A 21,797-nucleotide genomic window follows, 5' to 3' on the forward strand; every position below is an offset into this window, starting at 1 on the left:
CCGGAGCGGCGGGGGCCGGGCCGCCGGGGCCCCCCCCCGCCCGGGGGGGGGCCGGGGCCCCCCCCCCCCCCCCCCCCCCCCCCCCCCCCCCCGGGGGGGGGGGGGGGGGGGGCCCCCCAACGCCCGGGGCGGGGCCCCGGTGTGGGTGGCCTGTCACTCGACCGAGTCGGGCGGGTGGGAAAGAGAAGGAGGCGCCGGTGCCGGAAGGGCACACGATTCACCGACTGGCGCAGGACTACGGCCGCTTCGCCCGCCACCCCCTTCAGGTGACCAGCCCCCAGGGCAAGTTCACCGACGGCGCGGCCCTCCTCGCCGACACCCGCCTCACCCGCACCGAGGCCCACGGCAAACACCTCTTCCTCGGCTTCACGGGCGACCGGTGGATCCACATCCACCTGGGCCTCTTCGGCAAGGTCGACTTCGGCCCGGCCCCCGCGCCGCCGCCCACGGACACGGTCCGGCTCCGCCTCGCCGGCCCCACCTCCTACGTGGACCTGCGAGGCCCCACCACCTGCGCCCTGATCACGGGCGACGAGAAGCAGGCGATACACGACCGCCTCGGCGCCGACCCGCTCCGCGCCGACGCCGACCCCCGGGCCGCGTACAGCCGCGTCTCCCGCAGCCGTACGACGATCGCCGCCCTCCTCATGGACCAGAAGATCATCGCCGGGGTCGGCAACGTCTACCGGGCGGAAGTCCTCTTCCGGCACCGCATCGACCCGTACCGCGCGGGCCGGGACATCACGCCCGCCGAATGGGACGCGATCTGGGCCGACCTGGTCGACCTGATGCGTGAGGGCGTCCGCAACAACCGCATCGACACGGTCCGTCCGCAGCACACCCCGGAGGCCATGGGCCGCCCGCCCCGCGTCGACGACCACGGCGGCGAGGTGTACGTCTACCGCCGTACCCACCAGCCCTGCCACCTCTGCGGCGACGCCGTCCGCACCGCCGACCTGGCCGCCCGCAACCTCTTCTGGTGCCCGACCTGTCAGAAGAACTGACCGCGCGGCTCCCGTCAGAACCCGTGCGGCAGCCAAGGGGCGGTGCTCGCCCCGAACCCGACCGAGGCCTCCGCCAGCGCACCCCGCCGCAGCTCCCGCACCCGCCCGGCCCCGGCCAGCGAGGCGAGGCTCACACCCCCGAGATAGGCCGCCCCCAACTCCCGTACGGACAGCGCGAGATCGGCGGCATCGGAGGTAGGCCCGCACACCGCGCCCTTGGCGTCCCCCGACAGCCGCCAACGCCCCGAGTTCCAGGGGCAGAAGGCGTCCTCGACCTCCAACACCACGTCCACCGGCGCCTGATACGTCCGCGCCTCGAGCGCCGCACCCACGTCCACCGGCCGCACGTACAACGAGTCCCGCACCCGCAGCTCGCACCGCCGGATGTCGGAGACGAGATGCTGCCACGCCTCGTCCATCGGCCGCCCCCGCACCTTCAGCGAGGTCGTGAGGTCGATCCCGAACAGGAACCGCCACAGCGCCGCCTCCGACACCGGATCGACCCCCGCCAGGTCCTGGAGCCGCACCTGCCCGTTGTGCCCGCTGTCCCGCCACTCGGACCGCACCCGGAAGCGGACGTACCCGGTGACCTCCCCGTCCCGCTCGGCGAGCACGCACTGCAACGGCGACGCCCCGCCCCGCTCGCTTACCGGATCGAGCAGCCCCAGCCGCTCCCAGCCGGGCCGGCGCGCGAGCATCCCGGCCCGGGCGGGCACGGTCCGCGCGTACACCGACTCGCACACCTCGAGCTCCGCGCCGGGGTCGACGTACCGCAGCCGTACGTCGTCCGTGCCGGCCGGGACGGACAGCCGGACCCGACTGGTGTCGATCTCGGCGTGCAGCCCGAAGGTCGCCGCCGCGTACCCGAACCGTCCGTAGATGTCCGGTTCGGAGGCGGTGAGGATCGCGAGCGGCTCACCCCACGCCCGCACATCGTCCAGCTGTCGCCTCATCATCGACGTCAGCACCCCGCGCCGCCGGTGGGTCGCGCTCACGCCGACCATCGTCACGCCCGCCGCCGGTACCGAGGCCCCGCCCGGCACCGTCAGCCGGAAGTCGTACGCCCCCGCCGTGGCCACGCACCGGTCGCCGTCCCACACGCCGAGGGAGCGCTCGTACGAGGTGAGCGACCTGAACAGCTCCCGTTCCTCGGTCGACTCCCCGATCCCGCCGAAGGCGCGGAGCAGGGTGTCGTACCACTCGTCCCATTCGTCCCGGCGCAGCACTCGTGGTTCCCGCGACTCCCGCATCTCCCGCACCTTCCGCTGTTCCCGACGCCCGGCCGCGGAAGAGGTCGCACGGTCCGTCGCCTCACTCGTCATGGCCTCATGCCTAGCAGCCCAGTGCGGGACGAGCCAGCCAATTTCGCCCTCCTCGGGGCGCGAGCGCTTTCCGTGAAGTTCACTGTGAAGTTGAGCCTCGGAGGGGGGACAAGTGGGACCTCCCGTGCCAAGCGGCGGGTTCGATGGATAGGGTCCCGAACTAATGGCAGTAGGACGACAGCGGCGCGCGGAAGCCGAGACGTTGACGGCCCGGTTGAAGCACATGTGGCACCGGGTCCGCACCGGCCTGCGCAGAAGCGCCGTGGACTACTTCCGCGGCGACGGTTCGGACTGGATCGCGCTGGCCTTCCTGCTGCTCACCGTTCCGCTGATCGCCGTCACCACACTCGCCAACTCGGTTTGGTGCTCACCGGCCGCGCTCGTCCTGCCGATCGTCGCCGGCGGACTGCTGCTGCGCCCGTCCAGCCTGCTCGGCCTGTACGCGGCGGCGGCCACGGCCCTCATCGTGGAGTCGGTGCAACTGGGTCCGTACACCGAGGGCCCGTCCAGAGTCACCCCGGGCGTGGTCCTGGTCGTCGCAGCATGCGGTTTCTTCGGACTTCTCATCGCCCAGTTCCGCAGCCGGGTCGGCGTGCCCTGGCGGCGCGGCGGCACCATGCTCTTCGACCTGCGCGAACGCATCCGGGTGCAGAGCAAGCTGCCGAGCCTGCCGCAGGGCTGGCACCGCGAGATGGCGCTGCGGCCGGCGGGGGGCCAGTCGTTCTCCGGTGACTTCGTCGTCGCGGCCCGGACGAACGGCGGCCGGACCATGGAGGTCGTCCTCACGGACGTCTCCGGCAAGGGCATGGACGCCGGTTCACGGGCCCTTCTGCTGTCGGGCGCCTTCGGCGGTCTGCTCGGCTCGCTGCCGCCGCACGCCTTCCTCCCGGCCGCCAACGGCTATCTGCTCCGCCAGGACTGGGACGAGGGCTTCGCGACCTCCATCCACCTGGTCCTCGACCTCGACTCCGGCGACTACGAGCTCTACTCGGCCGGCCACCCGCCGGGCCTCCAGCTCAGCGCCGGCAGCGGGCGCTGGGAGGAGAAGGCCGCCGAGGGCCCCCTCCTCGGGGTGTACGACGGTGCCCAGTTCGACCCCGTGAAGGGCTCGCTGCGCCCCGGCGACGTGCTGATGCTCTTCACCGACGGCCTGGTGGAGACCTCCGACCGGGACATCGTCGAGGGCATCGACCGGCTCACCGGCGAGGCCGACCGGTATGTGGCCGGCGGCTTCCAGGGCGCCGCCTGGCACCTGATCGAGGCGGTGGCGAAGGACGTCAACGACGACCGTGCCCTGCTGCTGGTCTGCCGCGAGGGCCCGACGGCCCAGTCGGCCCCACTGTCCTGAGCCCGAGTTCGTGCCTGTGCCCGAGCCTGTGCCTGTGCCTGTGCCGACCCCCCGAACCGTCCTGAGCGCTGCCGGGACTCCCGAGGCTCCGGAGCCTCCTGAGCGCTCCCGTGGCTTCCGAGACTCCCGAGACTCCCGAGGAGGACCACCCACGATGCTCACCCTGTCCGAGGTCGAGAGCCTCGCCCGCGCCGCCCACCAAGGACAGACCGACAAGGCGGGCCGGCCCTACGCCGAGCACCTCCAGGCGGTCGCCGAGGGCGTACGCGCGCGTGGCGGCGACGCCGAGCAGATCGCGGCCGCCTGGCTGCACGACGCCGTCGAGGACGACGCCCTGTCCGAGACCTGGCTGGACGAGGCGGCGCTGAGCGACCGTACGAAGGCCGTCGTCCTGGCGGTCACCAAACGGGCGGGGGAGACGCCGGAGGCGTACGCGGGGCGCATCCTGGCCACGCCGGGCGCGCTGCTGGTGAAGGAGGCGGACCTGGCGCACAACGCGGACCCGGCGCGGCTCGCCGTCCTCGACGCGACCACCCGGGCGCGCCTGACCGAGAAGTACGCGCGGATGCGCGCACTCCTGGGTCTCACCGCGCGTCAGGACACGAGACCCTAGCCCGCGACGTCCGCCGACCGCGCCGGCTGGTCCCGCACGTCGGGCTTCTGCCGCCGCTCGCCCTGCTCGCCCCGCTCGCGCCCGCGGGCGACCTCGCCCGCGTCCCGCTTGAAGGCCCAGTCCATCCTCGGTTCCATCACGAACCGCAGCACCTGCCGAACGGGTTTGGTGCACAGCAGGGTGACGGCCACGGCCACGGCCACGGTGACGGCGATCTCCCCGAGCGGGCGGTGCAGCGCGGGGTGGTCGAACCAGCCGCGGTAGTCGGCGGTCTTGATCAGCAGGCCGTGCATCAGATAGCCATAGAGCGTGCCCGCGCCGAGCGCCGTGAACCACATCGTGCGACCCGGCACCCAGGAGAGGAAGCAGGCGGTCAGCAGCAGGGAGCAGCCGAACAGGGCGAGCTGCATGACGGGGCCGACCCACCACGGGACGCCCAGCTCCTGCGCGGAGTTGCGGTGGTAGAGCCATCCGCTGTTCATCCGCGGCACGGCCCACCAGGAGAAGGCCAGCGCGAAGGCGAACACCGGCACCGCCGCGATCCGGCACGAGCGCCGGCGCACCAGCGCGAAGTGCTCCGGCTTCAGGTTCAGTCCCAGCACGAAGAACGGCAGGAACTGAAGGACGCGCTGGAGGTCCAGATCACCACCGATGTTCGGGGTGGCGGACGCCAGCATGGCGATGCCCAGCGCGAGCGGCAGCGGATGACGGACCAGCTTCCAGATGGGCGTGGTCAGCCGCCAGATGAACAGCGCGCACAGGAACCAGGTCAGGTAGTAGGGGTCGAGCAGACTGATGTCCTGGGGAGCGCCGCCGACGTACGTCTTCAGGAGCGGGTAAGCGGTCTCGAAGACGATGTACGGCACGACGACGCCCGTCACCAGCCGCTTGAGCTTGCCGGGGCTCCCGTCGAAACTGCGGGAGAAGAAGCCGGAGATGACGATGAAAGCCGGCATGTGGAACGTGTACAGCAGCACGTACGCCGCCGTGAGGACCCGGCTGTCGCCCTTCAGCGCCTCCCAGGCGTGCCCCATCGCCACCAGCACGATCGCCAGGTACTTCGCGTTGTCGAAGAACGCGTCCCGCTTCGCGGCGGGCCGCGGGGACGGTCGTTCGACGTATCTGTCCCCGGACTGGTCGTGCTGATCGTTCTGGTCCTGGCGCGACCGGGGGCTCGGAGCGAGAGACGAGGCGGCGTGGAACATTTGAGGCACCCTAGCGTCGCGCGCGCGTATTCGTAAAACGCCCCAGGTCATTCCTTGTTATTGCCCTCGGGATTGCTCACCGGATCGGCCTCCGGGGTGGTCGCCCCAGTTCGCGCTTGGCCTTGATGTCACGATTCATCCCGACTAAAAGGTGCATAACGCCGGTTGTGCACCTGTAGTTGACGAGGCTGCGGCCATAATTCGAATTACCTGCGCAGGCGTTGTGTGGACACGGCAACGACTTGCCCCAATTCCCGGTGCGGGTAAGTGATCGAATTGCGGTGCGGCGCACCCCGGCCGGACGGGTCCGCGCGATGATGTGTCACGGGCCGCATAGGGAGGCCCCGTTGGTGGCACGATGGTCTCGGGAGTGCGGACCGAACGAGGGTGTGTGATCAGTTGTGGCCATTTCACTGTCAGTGGTGCTGCTGTTGGCGATCATCCTGGTGGTGCTCATCCGGGGAGGGTCGATCAAGGCGGGGCCGGCGATAGTCGCGATCCTGTTCGGCTTCTTCCTCGCCTCGACCGGCATGGCCCCGTCGATCAACCGCTTCCTCGACTCCCTCGCGGACACCATCAACTCGATCAGCTTCTGAGGCCCGCCCCCGCGTGTCCGGGCCTCTTGCTCGCTGCCGTGTGATCTACGGCTCACCCCGCTCGGGGATGCACATCATGCGGTGAGCCGGCACGACGGGTTCGCTCGGTAGCGGATCGATCCCACGGACCCGGACGGCCACGATATCCGCGGGGATGGGGGATCGCCCCGGAAGCCTCGTCAAACGCCACCTGAAGGCCTCTGGGACGTCTTTGGCGGGCAACTCCACCACGGCGAGACTGACCCACCGGTCGTAGTTCGTGGGACATATGCGAACCAATGCGCTGCATTCGGGGCAATGCGGTGGTTCGATCCATGTCACGTCGTCGGGGTCGGGGTCGGGATCCGGTCTGGGTGCGGCTGTGGCCCCATCGGCTTCGGCCATCTCGTTGGCGAGGCCGCCCCGCGGGCGGCACGTGCTCTATGCGGGCTGCTTCTCCGCGATGACATCAAGCTGCTCGATCGTGGGCTCCTCGAAGAGCTCGCCCGTGTTCTCACCGAGTGCTTCGGCGACCGCACCCGACAGGTGCGTCTGGCGCCCGTCGTCGTCGGGAAAGGCGTCGAAGATCCCGAACGACGAGGGTCCGAACTGGATTCCGAAACCACCTGACGGTCTTGGGCTCCCCTTCGACGATTGGGGCACGGGAGGGGCACGACTGAAACGCCTCCAGGAATGCCGAAGGCCCGGGGAGAGGAAATCGACCTCTCACCCGGGCCTTCGTCGTACAGAGCGGGCGACGGGAATCGAACCCGCGTAGCTAGTTTGGAAGACTAGTGCTCTACCATTGAGCTACGCCCGCACACGACGCGCCGCAGGTCAGTGACCGCGGCACTTCAGGCATCGTAGCGGGTCGGCGACCCGCCGCGCACACCCCGTTTCCCGGGCCCGGCGCGGCGCGCCCCGAGACTCGGCAAAAGCGGCGGTCAGGCGGCCTGCGGGCATGTACCCTTCGTGTCGCACCAGACGGGGTGTGGCGCAGCTTGGTAGCGCGTCCGCTTTGGGAGCGGAAGGCCGTGGGTTCAAATCCCGCCACCCCGACCAACGACCGGCCACCACCGGCCATCGACTCGACCATCGGTGACCGACGAACGGCCATCATCGGCCGTCACCGGCCATCTGCGCGGTCACCTCGCTTGATCGCCTTTGGGGCGTGTCGTCGCTGCCGTTACTATGCAAGCTGCACGCCCGTATGCCTCATCCTCTGGTAAGTCCTCCGGGCGGCGAATCCGCGGGAGCCGGTCTGGCTCCGGCAGAAACCAAGAAGTCAGCCCCCAAGGAGACCGAACCGTGAAGAGCGCCGTGGAGACCCTGAACCCGACTCGGGTTCGGCTCAGCATCGAGGTGCCCTTCGAGGAGCTCAAGGACAGCCTCGACGCGGCGTACAAGAAGATCAACCAGCAGGTCACGGTGAAGGGCTTCCGTAAGGGCAAGATCCCCGCCCGGGTCATCGACCAGCGCTTCGGCCGTGGCGCCGTGCTGGAGGAGGCCGTCAACGACGCGCTTCCGAAGTTCTACACCGAGGCGGTCAACGGGGCCGAGCTCGACGTCCTCGGCCAGCCCGAGGTCGACATCACGGAGCTGAAGGACGGCGAGACGCTGAACTTCACCGCCGAGGTCGACATCCGCCCGTCCCTGGAGCTCCCCGAGGACTTCTCCTCCATCGAGGTGGAGGTCGACGCCGTCGAGGTGTCCGAGGAGGACATCGACAAGGCGGTCGAGCAGCTCCGCGAGCGCTTCGCCTCGACCTCCCCGGTCGAGCGGGCCGCCGAGGACGGCGACGTCGTGACCGTCGACCTGGAGGCCAAGGTCGACGGCGAGATCCTCGAGGACGGCGTCGCCAGCGGCGTCTCCTACACCATCGGCTCGGGCGAGCTGCTGGAAGGCATCGACGAGGCCGTGAAGGGCCTGGAGGCCGGTGGCGAGGCCACCTTCTCCTCCGAGCTCAAGGGCGGCTCGGCGGCCGGCAGGGAGGCCGAGGTCACCGTCAAGGTCACCCAGGTCGCCGCCCGCGAGCTCCCCGAGCTGGACGACGAGTTCGCGCAGCTCGCCTCCGAGTTCGACACCCTCGAGGAGCTCAAGGCGGACAGCCGCAAGCGCCTCGAGAACACGAAGCAGTACGACCAGGCCACGCAGGCCCAGGAGCGCGTCCTGGAGAAGCTGCTGGAGCTCGTCGAGGTGCCCGTCCCCGAGAAGCTGCTCGAGGACGAGGTCAACACCCGCAAGCACAACCTGGAGCACCACCAGCTCGGCCAGATGGGCCTCGACCTCGACAAGTACCTGGAGATCCAGGGCAAGACCGCCGAGGAGTTCGAGACCGAGACCCGTGAGGCCGCGGTCAAGGGCATCAAGACCCAGTTCGTGCTCGACGAGCTCGTCAAGCGCGAGAAGCTGAACGTCAACCAGGAGGAGCTCACCGAGCACCTCATGCGCCGTGCCGCCTCCTCCGGCATGTCCCCCGACCAGTTCGCCCAGGCGGTCGTCGAGGGCGGCCAGGTTCCGCTCCTGGTCGGCGAGGTCGCCCGCGGCAAGGCGCTGGCCACGGTCGTCGAGTCCGCCACGGTGAAGGACACCAACGGCGAGGTCATCGACCTGGACGACGAGGAAGACACCGAGGAGGACACCGACGAGGCCGCTGCCGAGGCGGAGACCTCCGAGGAGAAGACCGAGGCCTGAGCAGCCTCGCGTCACCTCTGACGCAGACATGAGGGCCCCGGGGCGGTATGCGCTCCGGGGCCCTTCTGTCGTACGGCTGGATGACCGACGGGATGGCCGGCGGCAGGGCGGTCGGCCGGTCGTCGGGGAGGTCGGCCGGGAGGTCGGCGAGACGGCCTGGCCAGGGGGTGCGGGCGGGGCGTCCGGGTGCGGCTCCGCTGCGGAGCGCGACCGGGCGCGACCGTCCGCGTGACGGCCCGCGGTCCCTCCCGGACGGGAGCCCCACGTCTACGCCCCCGGCGAACACCGTCCTCTCCGGGATTCTCCGAAGGGACCCGCGCGTTAGGGTCCATGAGTACGAGGGCAGGGGAGTCTCCGTTGCCCCCGGCAGTACACGTGAGACGGCCCGGCGCCGTCGTAAGACGAGCAGGTGGATACGTGACGAATCTGATGCCCACAGCCGCCGGCGACCCCATCGGTGGTGGCCTCGGCGACCAGGTCTACAACCGGCTGCTCGGCGAGCGGATCATCTTCCTCGGCCAGGCGGTCGACGACGACATCGCCAACAAGATCACCGCACAGCTGCTGCTCCTTGCCGCCGATCCGGACAAGGACATCTACCTGTACATCAACAGCCCCGGCGGCTCGATCACGGCCGGCATGGCGATCTACGACACGATGCAGTTCATCAAGAACGACGTGGTGACCATCGCCATGGGCCTCGCGGCCTCCATGGGGCAGTTCCTGCTCAGCGCGGGCACTCCCGGCAAGCGTTTCGCGCTGCCGAACGCCGAGATCCTGATCCACCAGCCCTCCGCGGGTCTGGCGGGGTCGGCCTCCGACATCAAGATCCACGCCGAGCGGCTGCTGCACACCAAGAAGCGCATGGCCGAGCTGACCTCGCAGCACACCGGCCAGACGGTCGAGCAGGTCACCCGCGACTCGGACCGCGACCGCTGGTTCGACGCGTTCGAGGCCAAGGAGTACGGCCTCATCGACGACGTCATCCCGACGGCTGCCGGCATGCCGGGCGGCGGCGGTACCGGGGCGGCCTGAGGACCACTGACGGCAGCAGGGCCACGCAGGGCGCTTCGCGGAGCCCCCTGACTCCCTGAGCCCCTTCCGGAGTCTTCGGATCCGGAGTCTTCGGAGCCCCCTGGACCCCCGCGGAGTTCCGAAGGTCCCGGAGGCCCCCGGAGTTCCGAAGCCCCGGGAACCCGCCGAGGCACCCGGAGGCACCCAGAGGCACCGGGGTTCCGGAGCCCCCGGGAGGCCCTTCGAGACTCCCGGACCTCCGGGAGCTCCCTCGGAGCCGCCTCCCCGGAGGCACCGAAGCTCCCGGAGTCCCTGGGAGCCCTGGGGGACCGCCCGGAGCCCCTCGAGGCCCCGCCGGGCTACTCCGAGGTCACCGAGGCCCCCGGAAGCCGTCAGCGCCCCATCCAGCCCCTCCAGCCCACCGCCCCAGTCCTCTTTCCAGGAGACACCGTGAACGACTTCCCCGGCAGCGGCATCTACGCCCGCACCGAGGCCGAGTACACCGGCCCTCGCGCCGAATCCCGCTACGTCATCCCGCGCTTCGTCGAGCGCACCTCCCAGGGCGTCCGCGAGTACGACCCGTACGCGAAGCTCTTCGAAGAGCGCGTGATCTTCCTGGGCGTGCAGATCGACGACGCCTCCGCCAACGACGTCATGGCGCAGCTGCTGTGCCTGGAGTCGATGGACCCCGACCGGGACATCTCGGTCTACATCAACAGCCCCGGCGGCTCCTTCACGGCGCTGACCGCGATCTACGACACGATGCAGTTCGTGAAGCCCGACATCCAGACGGTCTGCATGGGGCAGGCGGCCTCCGCCGCCGCGATCCTGCTGGCCGCCGGTACGCCGGGCAAGCGCATGGCGCTGCCGAACGCGCGCGTGCTGATCCACCAGCCCTACAGCGAGACCGGCCGCGGTCAGGTCTCCGACCTGGAGATCGCCGCCAACGAGATCCTCCGGATGCGTGCGCAGCTGGAGGACATGCTGGCCAAGCACTCGACCACGCCGATCGAGAAGATCCGCGAGGACATCGAGCGCGACAAGATCCTCACGGCCGAGGACGCCCTGGCGTACGGCCTGGTCGACCAGATCATTTCCACCCGCAAGCTGAACAACAACTCGCTCGTTTAGCGCACGGGGTCGTCCCGTTCGGGCCCCCCTCGGCACGGTGTGACAGGGTCCACGTCACAGTGAACCGTGCCAAGGGGGGCCCGAACGGGGGGCCCGGCAAGGTACCGTCGGGATAAGGCAGCACCAGGAGCCGCTGGATTCGAAAGCGTCCAGTCGTCTCCCAGGCGAAGGGGAAGCACACCGTGGCACGCATCGGTGACGGCGGCGATCTGCTCAAGTGCTCGTTCTGCGGCAAGAGCCAGAAGCAGGTCAAGAAGCTCATCGCAGGGCCCGGTGTGTACATCTGCGACGAGTGCATCGATCTCTGCAACGAGATCATCGAGGAAGAACTCGCGGAGACGAGCGAGGTCCGCTGGGAGGAACTCCCGAAGCCGCGCGAGATCTACGAGTTCCTCGAGGGCTACGTGGTGGGCCAGGAGCCCGCCAAGAAGGCACTGTCGGTCGCGGTGTACAACCACTACAAGCGCGTCCAGGCGGGTGAGAACGGCGGCGCCCAAGGCCGCGAGGACGCCATCGAGTTGGCGAAGTCCAACATCCTCCTGCTCGGCCCCACGGGCTCGGGCAAGACGCTCCTGGCGCAGACCCTGGCGCGCATGCTGAACGTCCCGTTCGCGATCGCCGACGCCACGGCGCTGACCGAGGCGGGCTACGTCGGCGAGGACGTCGAGAACATCCTGCTGAAGCTGATCCAGGCCGCGGACTACGACGTCAAGAAGGCCGAGACCGGGATCATCTACATCGATGAGATCGACAAGGTCGCGCGGAAGAGCGAGAACCCCTCCATCACCCGTGACGTGTCGGGCGAGGGCGTGCAGCAGGCCCTGCTGAAGATCCTGGAGGGCACCACCGCCTCGGTCCCGCCGCAGGGCGGCCGCAAGCACCCGCACCAGGAGTTCATCCAGATCGACACGACGAACGTGCTGTTCATCGTGGGCGGCGCCTTCTCGGGCCTGGAGAAGATCATCGAGACCCGGGCCGGCGCCAAGGGCATCGGGTTCGGCGCGACGATCCGCTCCAAGCGCGAGCTGGAGTCCAAGGACCAGTTCGAGGCCGTCATGCCGGAGGACCTGGTCAAGTTCGGCATGATCCCGGAGTTCATCGGCCGTCTCCCGGTCATCACCTCGGTCCACAACCTGGACCGCGAGGCGCTCCTCCAGATCCTGATCGAGCCGCGCAACGCGCTGGTGAAGCAGTACCAGCGGCTCTTCGAACTCGACGGTGTGGAGCTGGACTTCGAGCGGGAGGCCCTGGAGGCCATCGCCGACCAGGCCATCCTGCGCCAGACCGGCGCGCGCGGCCTGCGCGCCATCATGGAGGAAGTCCTCCAGGGGGTCATGTACGAGGTCCCGTCCCGCAAGGACGTGGCCCGCGTCGTCATCACGGCGGACGTGGTCCTCTCCAACGTCAACCCGACCCTGATCCCGCGCGACGCGCGCGGCGGCCGCGGCCCGGGCGAGCAGAAGACGGCCTGATCCTCACCCGTACGACGAAGGGGCCCCGGTCAACCGACCGGGGCCCCTTCGTCGTTGAGTCGAGCGGCCCGGAGCGTCAGGCCTTGACGCGGGCTTCCTTACGCACTCCGGCTGCTATCTGTGCCGACTCGTCCAGCGTGTACGTCTTGGAGCCGGCTGTCGGCTCCACCACGCCCATCGTGCTGTAGTCCGCCCAGATGCACATGTAGGTCTTCTGGGTCTTCTTGGTGACCTCGTTGGTGCTTTCGGCCTGTTGGCACTTCATCACGGCTCCGTCGAGGTCGTCGGGAGTCACCGTCTCGGCGTCGCCGATCAACTTCACGTCGTCGTCGGATCCCGACTTCATCTGGGTCAGGGTGATGTCGAGAGCCTGCTCGGGGTCCTTCACCGTGCCGTAGATGCCGAAGAAGGTGACGTTCTCGGCGGTCTCCGTCTTCGCGAGTTCGCTCGGGTCCGTGGTGTCGATGGATGTGAGGTCGATGGTGGAGTAGATGGAGCCGATGGACGTGGCGTTGCTGACTCCCGCCTGGGCGAGGTCCTTCTCGTCGCTCGCGCTCGCCTTCTCCTCCTTGGCGTCTCCCATCCGCTTGTACTTGCTCGCCAGCAGGGAAGCCGGAGCCGTCAGCTTGTGTGCGCCGTCGTCCTTCAGGCCGCCGGCGCCGCCGCCTCCGCCGATCACGAAGTACGCGCCCACGCCGATCGCGGCGACGACCGCGACGGCGCCGATGATGATGCCGGCCTTCTTGCCGCCACCGCCCGGCGGCGGGGGCTGCGGGACGCCGTACGGAGGCTGACCGTAGGGCGGCTGCTGGCCGTAAGGAGGCGTCGGCTGCTGGGCGTACGGCGGCTGCTGGCCGTAGGGCGGGGTCTGCGGGGGGACGCCCTGCGGGGGCTGCTGCGGGTAGCCGTAGCCGGGCTGCGGGGCGGGAGGCTGCTGGGGGTAGCCGTAGCCGGGCTGGGGCGCCTGCGGCGGCTGACCGTACGGACCGGGCTGGCCGTACGGTCCGGGCTGCTGGGGCGGCCCGCCGTACGGGCCCGGCTGGTTGTGACTCATTTCTGGGTTCCCCTCCAGTGCTTATGTGATTTTCACATCCTGGCCCAAAGCGCATACCGGTACGGCGGCGGGGCCCCCACCGTTACAGAGGAAACACGTTTCGGGACGACGCCGTGACACCCCTAAACTGGGCGCGTGACCGACAACGCTCAGCAGCAGCCCACAGCGCCCCCCACCGAACTGCCGACCCAGTACGCGCCGGCCGACGTAGAGGGGCCGTTGTACGAGCGCTGGGTGGAGCGGGGCTACTTCGAGGCCGACGCGAAGAGCGAGAAGCCTCCGTACACGATCGTCATCCCGCCGCCGAACGTCACGGGCAGTCTGCACCTGGGGCACGCCTTCCAGCACACGCTCATGGACGCCCTGACCCGCCGCAAGCGCATGCAGGGCTACGAGGCGCTGTGGCTGCCGGGCATGGACCACGCCGGCATCGCCACCCAGAACAAGGTCGAGCAGCAGCTCGCCGAGGAGGGCAAGTCCCGCCACGACCTGGGCCGCGAGGAGTTCGTCGAGCGGGTCTGGCAGTGGAAGGAGGAGTACGGCGGCAAGATCCTCGGCCAGATGCGCCGGCTCGGCGACGGAGTCGCCTGGGACCGCGAGCGCTTCACCATGGACGAGGGCCTGTCCAAGGCCGTCCAGACCATCTTCAAGAAGCTCTACGACGACGAGCTGATCTACCGCGCCGAGCGCATCATCAACTGGTGCCCACGCTGTCTGACGGCCATCTCGGACATCGAGGTCGAGTACCAGGAGGACGACGGCGAGCTCGTCTCCATCAAGTACGGCGAGGGCGAGGAGACGCTGGTCGTCGCCACCACCCGCGCCGAGACGATGCTCGGTGACACCGCCGTCGCCGTCCACCCCGACGACGAGCGGTACCGGCACCTCGTCGGCAAGCGCATCAAGCTGCCGCTGACCGACCGCACCATCCCCGTCGTCGCCGACGCCCACGTCGACCCCGAGTTCGGCACGGGCGCCGTCAAGGTCACCCCGGCCCACGACCCGAACGACTTCGCGATCGGCCGTCGCCACGGCCTGGAGTCGATCACGGTCATGGACGAGCGCGCGGTCATCACCGTCCACGGCCCGTTCGAGGGACTCGACCGCTTCGAGGCGCGCTCCGCCATCGTCGCGGCCCTGCGCTCCCAGGGCCGGATCGTCGCAGAGAAGCGGCCGTACGCCCACAGCGTCGGCCACTGCTCGCGCTGCAAGACCACCGTCGAGCCGCGCCTGTCCCTGCAGTGGTGGGTCAAGGTCGGCCCGCTGGCCCAGGCGGCCGGCGACGCGGTCCGTGACGGACGGGTCAAGATCCACCCCGAGGACATGTCGAAGCGGTACTTCGACTGGGTCGACAACATGCACGACTGGTGCATCTCGCGCCAGTTGTGGTGGGGCCACCGCATCCCGGTCTGGTACGGCCCCGAGGGCGAGGTCGTCTGCGTCGGCCCCGACGAGGAGCCGCCGACGGGCGAGGGCTGGCGCCAGGACACCGACGTCCTCGACACCTGGTTCTCCTCCGGCCTGTGGCCGTTCTCCACCCTGGGCTGGCCCGAACAGACCGCGGACCTGCGGAAGTTCTACTCGACCGACGTCCTGCTCACCGGCCACGACATCATCTTCTTCTGGGTCGCCCGGATGATGATGTTCGGCCTGTACGCCATGGACGGCGAGGTCCCCTTCAAGACCATCGCCCTCACCGGCCTGGTCCGTGACGAGCGCGGCAAGAAGATGTCGAAGTCCTTCGGCAACGTCGTCGACCCGCTGGACTGGATGGACAAGTACGGCTCCGACGCCGTCCGCTTCACCCTGGCCCGCGGCGCCAACCCCGGTACGGACGTCCCGATCGGCGAGGACTGGGTCCAGGCGTCCCGGAACTTCGCCAACAAGATCTGGAACGCCACGCGCTTCGCGCTGATGAACGGCGCGACGGTCGAGGGGCCCCTCCCGAGTCCGTCCGAGATGGGGGCGACGGACCGCTGGATCCTCTCCCGTCTGAACCAGACGGTCGCCGAAGTCGACGCGCTCTACGACGACTTCCAGTTCGCGAAGCTCTCCGACGCGCTGTTCCACTTCGCCTGGGACGAGGTCTTCGACTGGTACGTCGAGCTGTCCAAGACGACGTTCATGGCCGGCGGCGAGGCCGCGAAGGTCTCCGGACGCGTCCTCGGCGAGGTCCTCGACGTCACCCTCAAGCTCCTGCACCCGGTGGTCCCGTTCGTCACGGAGACGCTGTGGACCACGCTCACTGGTGGCGAGTCCGTCGTCATCGCCGAGTGGCCCAAGGACAGCGGCTTCCGGGACCCGGCCGCCGAGCAGGAGATCCGGAGCCTCCAGTCCGTGATCACCGAGGTCCGCCGTTTCCGCGCCGACCAGGGCCTCCAGCCCGGCCAGCGGGTTCCGGCCCGGCTGACGCTCGACGGCACGGCGCTGGCGCCGCACGAGACCGCGATCCGTCAGCTCCTCCGTCTCCAGCCGGAGGGCGACGCCTTCTCGGCGACGGCGACTCTGCCGGTCGCGGGCGCCACGGTCGCGCTGGACCTGTCCGGCACGATCGACGTGGCCGCGGAGCGCAAGCGCCTGGCCAAGGACCTCGCGGCCGCCGAGAAGGAGAAGGCCCAGGCCGACGCCAAGCTCGGCAACGAGGCGTTCCTCGCGAAGGCCCCGGACAACGTGGTCGAGAAGATCCGCACCCGCCTCGCCAAGGCGGACGAGGACATCGCCCGCATCCGGACCCAGCTCGATCGCCTGCCGCAGGCGTAGGCACCGTAAGGCGTCATGACGACGAAGGCCCCCGGGACCGGTACGGTTCCGGGGGCCTTCGCCTACGTCCGTCACCGGCCGTCCGTAGACTGGCCCCGTGAGCGAGCTCCCCCCGAACGGCAACCAAGACGACCTGCCCGACCCCCTCGATCCCTTCGACGAGATCATCGCGGAGGAGACCGACCGCGACCCCGATCTCGCGGTCATCGAAGCCGGCAGCCGCACCCTCCGCACCCAGGGCGGCGCGCCGCAGGCCGATGTGCCCACGCGTCCCGGGGACCCCGAGGTCGACAAGGCCCTGCGCGAGGTCGAGGCGGAGCTGGCCACCCGCTGGGGCGAGACCAAGCTGGAGCCCTCGGTCGACCGCATCGCCGCGCTGATGGACGTACTGGGGGACCCGCAGCGGTCGTACCCCTCCATCCACATCACCGGGACCAACGGCAAGACCTCCACCGCCCGCATGGTCGAGGCCCTGCTGAACGGCTTCGACCTGCGCACGGGGCGGTACACCTCCCCGCACGTCCAGTCGATCACCGAGCGGATCAGCCTGGACGGCGCGCCGATCTCCGCCGAGCGGTTCATCGAGACGTACGACGACATCAAGGCGTACGTCGAGATGGTCGACGGCATGCAGGAGTACCGGCTGTCCTTCTTCGAGGTGCTCACCGGCATGGCGTACGCCGCCTTCTCGGACGCGCCGGTCGACGTCGCCGTCGTGGAGGTGGGGATGGGCGGCTCGTGGGACGCGACCAACGTGATCGACGGTGACGTCGCCGTCGTCACGCCCATCGACCTGGACCACACCGACCGGCTCGGGGAGACGACCGCCGAGATCGCCGCCGAGAAGGGCGGGATCATCAAGCAGGACGCCACCGTCATCCTGGCCCAGCAGCCCGTCGACGCGGCCCAGGTGCTGTTGAAGAAGGCCGTCGAGGTCGACGCGACCGTGGCCCGCGAAGGGCTGGAGTTCGGGGTCGTCGCCCGCCAGGTCGCCGTCGGCGGACAGATGGTCACCCTGCGCGGCCTGGGCGGCGAGTACCCCGAGGTGTACCTGCCCCTGCACGGCCCCTACCAGGCGCACAACGCGGCCGTCGCGCTCGCTGCCGTCGAGGCGTTCTTCGGCGTCGGTTCGCAGCGTCCCGAGCCGCTCGACATCGACACCGTCCGCAAGGCCTTCGCGGCCGTCTCCTCGCCGGGCCGCCTCGAAGTCGTACGACGCTCCCCGACCGTGGTCCTCGACGCCGCCCACAACCCGGCCGGCGCCCGGGCCACCGCCGAGGCCGTCGGCGAGGCCTTCGACTTCAGCCGGCTGATCGGTGTGGTCGGGGCCAGCGGCGACAAGAACGTGCGAGGGCTCCTGGAGGCCTTCGAGCCGATCTTCGCGGAGGTCGTCGTCACCCAGAACTCCAGCCACCGGGCGATGGACGTCGACGAGCTGGCCGCGATCGCCGTCGAGGTGTTCGGCGACGACCGCGTCCAGGTCGAGCCGAGGCTGCCCGACGCTCTGGAGGCGGCGGTCACGCTCGCCGAGGAGGAGGGCGAGTTCGCGGGCGGCGCGGTGCTGGTCACCGGTTCCGTCATCACGGTCGGCGAGGCCCGGCTGCTCCTCCTCGGAAAGGGCTGAGGTCCCCACCATGCGTACGCTCTGCTCCTCGACCCTGATCGGCGAGTTCTTCGTCATCGGCTTCGCCGGTCTGGTCGCCATGAAGGACGCCGACCTGTCCACCGCCACGGTGTGGACGGTGTGCGGCATCGCCATGTTCCTCAGCGTGCTGCTGTGCGGCATGGTCACCCGGCCCGGGGGCGTGGCCCTCGGCTGGGCGCTTCAGATCGCCCTCGTCGCGTCCGGCTTCTTCGTCCCGATCATGTTCTTCCTGGGGGTGCTCTTCGGGGCCCTGTGGTGGGCGTCCGTGCACTTCGGACGGAAGGTCGACGAGGCGAAGGCGCGCTTCGCGGCCCAGGCCGCCGCAGGCTCTCCGGATACCGCTGACGCTGCGTGACAGGTGGCAGGACACGCCCTGTAACCTCATCCCACCGCACACACCGGCAGTAGAAACACACCGGCAGTAGAAGGAGTCACCTCGTGAGCCAGCGCACCCTCGTCCTGCTCAAGCCCGACGCCGTCCGTCGTGGCCTGACCGGCGAGATCCTCAGCCGTATCGAGCGCAAGGCCGGCTGGCAGATCACCGCGCTGGAACTGCGGACCCTGGACCAGGACACGCTGGAGCAGCACTACGGCGAGCACAAGGGCAAGCCCTTCTACGAGCCGCTGGTGGAGTTCATGGCCTCCGGTCCGGTCGTCGCGCTGATCGTCGAGGGCGACCGGGTCATCGAGGGCGTGCGCGGGCTCGCGGGTCCGACCGACCCGATCGCCGCGGCCCCCGGCTCCATCCGCGGCGACTTCGGTGTGATCGTCCGCGAGAACCTGATCCACGCCTCCGACTCCGAGGAGTCCGCCGAGCGCGAGGTGAAGATCTTCTTCCCCGGCCGAGCCTGATCCGACGGCGGCCGGAGCGGCTGGAGCGGGCGATCGAGGGAACGTGAGCCCCCGAACGCCCGTCTCCAGAAGCGAACCCTCACAGCATCTGCAAACAATGGCGGAGACCGCTCCGCAGTGTTCGTGCAGGCGCGTTTACGATGGAAGCCTTCACGTCACAGCACCCACCTCGCCGACCTGATAAGCCCTCAAAGCTCATGGAAGGCCAGTCGAATCCTGATGGGGAACTCAATGTCGTTCATCGGCCGTGACATGGCTGTCGACCTCGGGACCGCCAACACGCTGGTGTACGTCAGGGGTCGCGGGATCGTACTCAACGAGCCGTCCGTCGTCGCGATCAACACCAACACCGGTGGCATCCTCGCGGTCGGCGCCGAAGCGAAGAAGATGATCGGGCGCACGCCCGGCAACATCGTTGCCGTGCGCCCGCTGAAGGACGGCGTGATCGCCGACTTCGAGATCACCGAGCGGATGCTCCGCTACTTCATCCTGAAGATCCACAAGCGGCGGTATCTGGCTCGTCCGCGGGTCGTCGTCTGCGTGCCCTCGGGCATCACGGGCGTCGAGCGCCGCGCCGTCATCGAGGCGTCGACCCAGGCCGGCGCCCGTCAGGTGCACATCATCGAGGAGCCCATGGCCGCGGCCATCGGCTCCGGCCTGCCGGTCCACGAGGCCACGGGCAACATGGTGGTGGACATCGGCGGCGGCACCACGGAGGTCGCGGTCATCTCGCTCGGCGGCATCGTCACCGCCCAGTCCATCCGCGTCGCGGGCGACGAGCTGGACAGCTCGATCATCCAGCACATCAAGAAGGAGTACTCGCTCCTCCTCGGTGAGCGCACGGCTGAGCAGATCAAGATCACGATCGGTTCCGCGTATGACCTCGACGACGACCAGCACACCGAAATCCGTGGCCGGGACCTCGTCTCCGGACTGCCCAAGACCGTGGTCATCTCGGCCGCCGAAGTGCGCAAGGCGATCGAGGAGCCGGTCAACGCGATCGTCGACGCGGTGAAGACCACGCTCGACAAGTGTCCGCCGGAGCTGTCCGGCGACATCATGGACCGCGGAATCGTTCTGACCGGCGGCGGAGCCCTACTGCGCGGTCTGGACGAGCGGCTGCGCCGGGAGACGGGCATGCCCATCCACATCGCCGAGGACCCGCTGGACAGTGTGGCGCTCGGCTCCGGGAAGTGCGTGGAGGAATTCGAGGCGCTCCAGCAGGTCCTGGACGCCGCGCCCCGCAGATGACGTAACGCTTCGATTCCGCCGTACGGGATGATCTCCTCTCGTGCGGCGGATCGTTGATATCTAGGCATAAGCTCCCACAAAGCGCCCTTGGTCATCTTGGCCCGGGGCTACCCGAATTACTGATCCTGCTTCCTGATTCCTGTACTTGGTTTTTTCTCGAGGAAGGGCACGGCCGCCGCACGTGAGGGACACACGAGAGAGCCGGCTGCTCCTGGTGCTGCTGATCGCCGTAGCGTTCGCGCTGATCACGGTGGACATCCGGGGTGGGGAGGATTCCCCGGTCGACGGTGCCCGGCAGGCCGCGGCCGCGGCCTTCGGCCCGATCGAGAACGGCGTGTCGTCGGCGGTGGATCCCGTCGGCAACGCCGTCTCCGCCGTCCGGGACTCCGGTGAGCGCCATGACCGGCTCACCGATCTGGAGAAGGAGAACGCGGCTCTCAAGGCGAAACTCGGCAGCGACGACCGCAATCGCAGCCGGCTGGCGCAGCTCGACAAGATGCTGAAGATCGCCGGCACGGGCCAGTACGGCATCAAGGGCGCGGAGGTCATCGCGATAGGAGCGGCCCAGGGCTTCTCCTGGACCATCACCATCGACGTCGGCGCGAACGACGGCGTCAAGCGCGACATGACGGTCCTCAACGGGGACGGTCTGGTCGGGCGGGTCACCACCGTCGGGCCCCACACCGCGACCGTGCTCCTGGCCAGCGACCCCGACTTCACCGTCGGGACCCGGATGGAGGCCTCCGACGAACTCGGCTTCGCCTCCGGGCAGGGCGACCGGCCGCTGCGCGTCGAACTCCTCAACGGCAAGGCCGACGTGAAGAAGGGCGACCGGCTGGTCACCTTCGGCTCGCAGGCCGACAAGCCCTTCGTGCCCGGCGTCCCCGTCGGCGTCGTCTCCCGCGTCGACCCCTCCGGCGGCGACCTCACCCGCACCCTCTACGTCACGCCGTACGTCAGCTTCACCAAGCTCGACATCGTGGGCGTGGTCGTCGAGGCTCCGAAGAAGGATCCGCGCGACACCGTGCTCCCCTCGAAGCCCAAACCGGTCCCCACGCCGACGGTGACCGTCACGGTCACTCCGAACGCGAACGCACCCGTAGACGGCCAGCAGCAGTAGGAGCTGACAACCCCCATGCGCGTCAACCGGATCCTGCTCTCCGTCCCGCTGGTCGTCGTCGCCCTGGTGATCCAGGTGAGCGTCCTCGCCCGCCTCCACCTCCCGGGCGCCGTCCCCGACCTCCTCCTGCTCACCGTGCTGGGCCTCGCCATGGTCTACGGCCATGTCGGCGGCGCCCTCATCGGCTTCGGCGCCGGTCTGCTCGCCGACCTCGCGCCGCCCGCCGACCACGCCGCCGGGCGCTACGCCCTCGTGCTGTGCGTCATCGGCTACCTCGCCGGGCTCATCAAGCCGGAGAGCGGGCAGATCAAGTCGGCCACCGGCCCCATGGTCGTGGTCGTCGGCGCCGCGATCGGCTCCACCCTGCTGTACGCCGGGGTGGGCGCCCTCGTCGGCGACACCGCCGCCCGCCATGTCGGCCTCACCGGGCTGCTGTTCACCGCCGGCCTGTACGACCTGCTGCTGGCCCCGTTCGTCGTCCCCGGGGTCATGTTCCTGGCGCGCCGCGCCGACAACGACCCCCTCGCGGACACCAACTCCGCCGCCAAGAGCCCGGACATCTCGTCCGGCTGGCTCTCCTCCGGGACGGGTCTCAGGATCGGCGGGCAGCGCAGCGGGCTGAAGCTGAAGGCGGCCCGCTCGCGCGGGGCGCGCGCCGGTCGTATCAAGGGGGTCAAGCGGCTGTGAGCGGGGGCGGGTTCACCCGAATGTCCACCCGAAGGCTCGCCCGTGGGTTC

At 69.6% G+C, this 21,797-nt stretch carries 19 protein-coding genes, 2 tRNA genes and 1 pseudogene; 16 read left to right on the forward strand and 6 right to left on the reverse strand.

Annotated elements, in window-relative coordinates; all coding sequences use genetic code 11:
• Positions 1 to 197: 197 nt before the first annotated feature.
• Complete coding sequence (locus ACIRPU_RS01680) at positions 198 to 1,004, forward strand: Fpg/Nei family DNA glycosylase (protein ID WP_403860236.1); 807 nt, start codon at positions 198 to 200, stop codon at positions 1,002 to 1,004.
• Positions 1,005 to 1,018: 14 nt separating this feature from the next.
• On the opposite strand, the gene ACIRPU_RS01685 is transcribed toward ACIRPU_RS01680, so the two are convergent.
• Entirely contained in the window at positions 1,019 to 2,254 is a 1,236-nt protein-coding gene (locus ACIRPU_RS01685) for a GNAT family N-acetyltransferase (RefSeq protein WP_384123941.1), read from the reverse strand.
• A 235-nt stretch (positions 2,255 to 2,489) separates the two neighbouring features.
• Between ACIRPU_RS01685 and ACIRPU_RS01690 the strand changes: the two genes are divergently transcribed.
• Entirely contained in the window at positions 2,490 to 3,674 is a 1,185-nt protein-coding gene (locus ACIRPU_RS01690; RefSeq protein ID WP_355701355.1) for a PP2C family protein-serine/threonine phosphatase, read from the forward strand.
• 154 nt (positions 3,675 to 3,828) lie between these two features.
• A complete protein-coding gene (locus ACIRPU_RS01695) occupies positions 3,829 to 4,287 on the forward strand; it encodes an HD domain-containing protein (protein ID WP_403860240.1) in 459 nt (152 codons plus the stop codon).
• Here the strand turns inward: ACIRPU_RS01695 and ACIRPU_RS01700 are convergent.
• Positions 4,284 to 5,492 (reverse strand): acyltransferase family protein, encoded by a 1,209-nt coding sequence (locus ACIRPU_RS01700; protein ID WP_403860243.1) that lies wholly within the window; start codon positions 5,490 to 5,492, stop codon positions 4,284 to 4,286. The genes ACIRPU_RS01695 and ACIRPU_RS01700 overlap by 4 nt on opposite strands.
• 401 nt (positions 5,493 to 5,893) lie before the next feature.
• On the opposite strand from ACIRPU_RS01700, the gene ACIRPU_RS01705 reads away from it, so the two are divergent.
• Positions 5,894 to 6,088 (forward strand): hypothetical protein, encoded by a 195-nt coding sequence (locus tag ACIRPU_RS01705; protein ID WP_030779494.1) that lies wholly within the window; start codon positions 5,894 to 5,896, stop codon positions 6,086 to 6,088.
• 45 nt (positions 6,089 to 6,133) lie between these two features.
• On the opposite strand, the gene ACIRPU_RS01710 is transcribed toward ACIRPU_RS01705, so the two are convergent.
• The 3 genes and pseudogenes from ACIRPU_RS01710 to ACIRPU_RS01720 all read right to left on the reverse strand — a co-directional run bounded on the left by ACIRPU_RS01710 (position 6,134) and on the right by ACIRPU_RS01720 (position 6,887).
• Entirely contained in the window at positions 6,134 to 6,472 is a 339-nt protein-coding gene (locus tag ACIRPU_RS01710) for a DUF6083 domain-containing protein (protein WP_403860246.1), read from the reverse strand.
• Positions 6,473 to 6,508: 36 nt separating this feature from the next.
• Positions 6,509 to 6,758 (reverse strand): annotated as a pseudogene (locus ACIRPU_RS01715) (antibiotic biosynthesis monooxygenase).
• 58 nt (positions 6,759 to 6,816) lie between these two features.
• A tRNA-Gly gene (locus tag ACIRPU_RS01720) sits at positions 6,817 to 6,887 on the reverse strand.
• A gap of 165 nt (positions 6,888 to 7,052) precedes the next feature.
• On the opposite strand from ACIRPU_RS01720, the gene ACIRPU_RS01725 reads away from it, so the two are divergent.
• The 5 genes from ACIRPU_RS01725 (at position 7,053) to clpX (ending at position 12,378) form a co-directional block, all read left to right on the forward strand.
• Positions 7,053 to 7,129: transfer RNA gene (locus tag ACIRPU_RS01725), tRNA-Pro, on the forward strand.
• Positions 7,130 to 7,375: 246 nt separating this feature from the next.
• Entirely contained in the window at positions 7,376 to 8,761 is a 1,386-nt protein-coding gene (gene tig, locus ACIRPU_RS01730) for a trigger factor (protein WP_403860249.1), read from the forward strand.
• Positions 8,762 to 9,190: 429 nt separating this feature from the next.
• Positions 9,191 to 9,796, forward strand: coding sequence for an ATP-dependent Clp protease proteolytic subunit (locus ACIRPU_RS01735; RefSeq protein ID WP_028806515.1), 606 nt, complete (start codon positions 9,191 to 9,193; stop codon positions 9,794 to 9,796).
• A 429-nt stretch (positions 9,797 to 10,225) separates the two neighbouring features.
• Positions 10,226 to 10,906 carry an ATP-dependent Clp protease proteolytic subunit gene (locus tag ACIRPU_RS01740; RefSeq protein ID WP_351754032.1) on the forward strand — a complete coding sequence of 227 codons (681 nt, stop codon included), beginning with the start codon at positions 10,226 to 10,228 and terminating at the stop codon, positions 10,904 to 10,906.
• Positions 10,907 to 11,088: 182 nt separating this feature from the next.
• Positions 11,089 to 12,378: an ATP-dependent Clp protease ATP-binding subunit ClpX gene (clpX, locus tag ACIRPU_RS01745; RefSeq protein WP_351754030.1), complete on the forward strand. Its 1,290-nt coding sequence runs from the start codon at positions 11,089 to 11,091 to the stop codon at positions 12,376 to 12,378.
• A gap of 76 nt (positions 12,379 to 12,454) precedes the next feature.
• On the opposite strand, the gene ACIRPU_RS01750 is transcribed toward clpX, so the two are convergent.
• Positions 12,455 to 13,432, reverse strand: a complete 978-nt coding sequence (locus tag ACIRPU_RS01750; RefSeq protein WP_403860254.1) for a hypothetical protein — start codon at positions 13,430 to 13,432, stop codon at positions 12,455 to 12,457.
• A gap of 135 nt (positions 13,433 to 13,567) precedes the next feature.
• On the opposite strand from ACIRPU_RS01750, the gene ACIRPU_RS01755 reads away from it, so the two are divergent.
• The 7 genes from ACIRPU_RS01755 to mreD all read left to right on the forward strand — a co-directional run bounded on the left by ACIRPU_RS01755 (position 13,568) and on the right by mreD (position 21,747).
• Positions 13,568 to 16,192 (forward strand): valine--tRNA ligase, encoded by a 2,625-nt coding sequence (locus tag ACIRPU_RS01755; protein WP_403860257.1) that lies wholly within the window; start codon positions 13,568 to 13,570, stop codon positions 16,190 to 16,192.
• Positions 16,193 to 16,289: 97 nt separating this feature from the next.
• The gene (locus ACIRPU_RS01760) at positions 16,290 to 17,816 is read left to right on the forward strand and encodes a bifunctional folylpolyglutamate synthase/dihydrofolate synthase (RefSeq protein ID WP_403860260.1); all 1,527 of its coding nucleotides are present in this window, start codon (positions 16,290 to 16,292) and stop codon (positions 17,814 to 17,816) included.
• Between the two features lie 10 nt (positions 17,817 to 17,826).
• Positions 17,827 to 18,192: a DUF4233 domain-containing protein gene (locus tag ACIRPU_RS01765; protein ID WP_171397247.1), complete on the forward strand. Its 366-nt coding sequence runs from the start codon at positions 17,827 to 17,829 to the stop codon at positions 18,190 to 18,192.
• A gap of 83 nt (positions 18,193 to 18,275) precedes the next feature.
• Positions 18,276 to 18,689 carry a nucleoside-diphosphate kinase gene (gene ndk / locus ACIRPU_RS01770; RefSeq protein ID WP_355701335.1) on the forward strand — a complete coding sequence of 138 codons (414 nt, stop codon included), beginning with the start codon at positions 18,276 to 18,278 and terminating at the stop codon, positions 18,687 to 18,689.
• A 231-nt stretch (positions 18,690 to 18,920) separates the two neighbouring features.
• Positions 18,921 to 19,940 carry a rod shape-determining protein gene (locus tag ACIRPU_RS01775; RefSeq protein WP_054244925.1) on the forward strand — a complete coding sequence of 340 codons (1,020 nt, stop codon included), beginning with the start codon at positions 18,921 to 18,923 and terminating at the stop codon, positions 19,938 to 19,940.
• Between the two features lie 181 nt (positions 19,941 to 20,121).
• Positions 20,122 to 21,060, forward strand: a complete 939-nt coding sequence (gene mreC, locus ACIRPU_RS01780) for a rod shape-determining protein MreC (RefSeq protein WP_384123807.1) — start codon at positions 20,122 to 20,124, stop codon at positions 21,058 to 21,060.
• A 15-nt stretch (positions 21,061 to 21,075) separates the two neighbouring features.
• Positions 21,076 to 21,747, forward strand: coding sequence for a rod shape-determining protein MreD (gene mreD, locus ACIRPU_RS01785; protein WP_355701333.1), 672 nt, complete (start codon positions 21,076 to 21,078; stop codon positions 21,745 to 21,747).
• Positions 21,748 to 21,797 lie beyond the last annotated feature (50 nt).

Source organism: Streptomyces sp. NPDC102259 (assembly GCF_044766465.1).
In the GTDB taxonomy this organism is placed as follows: Bacteria; Actinomycetota; Actinomycetes; order Streptomycetales; family Streptomycetaceae; genus Streptomyces.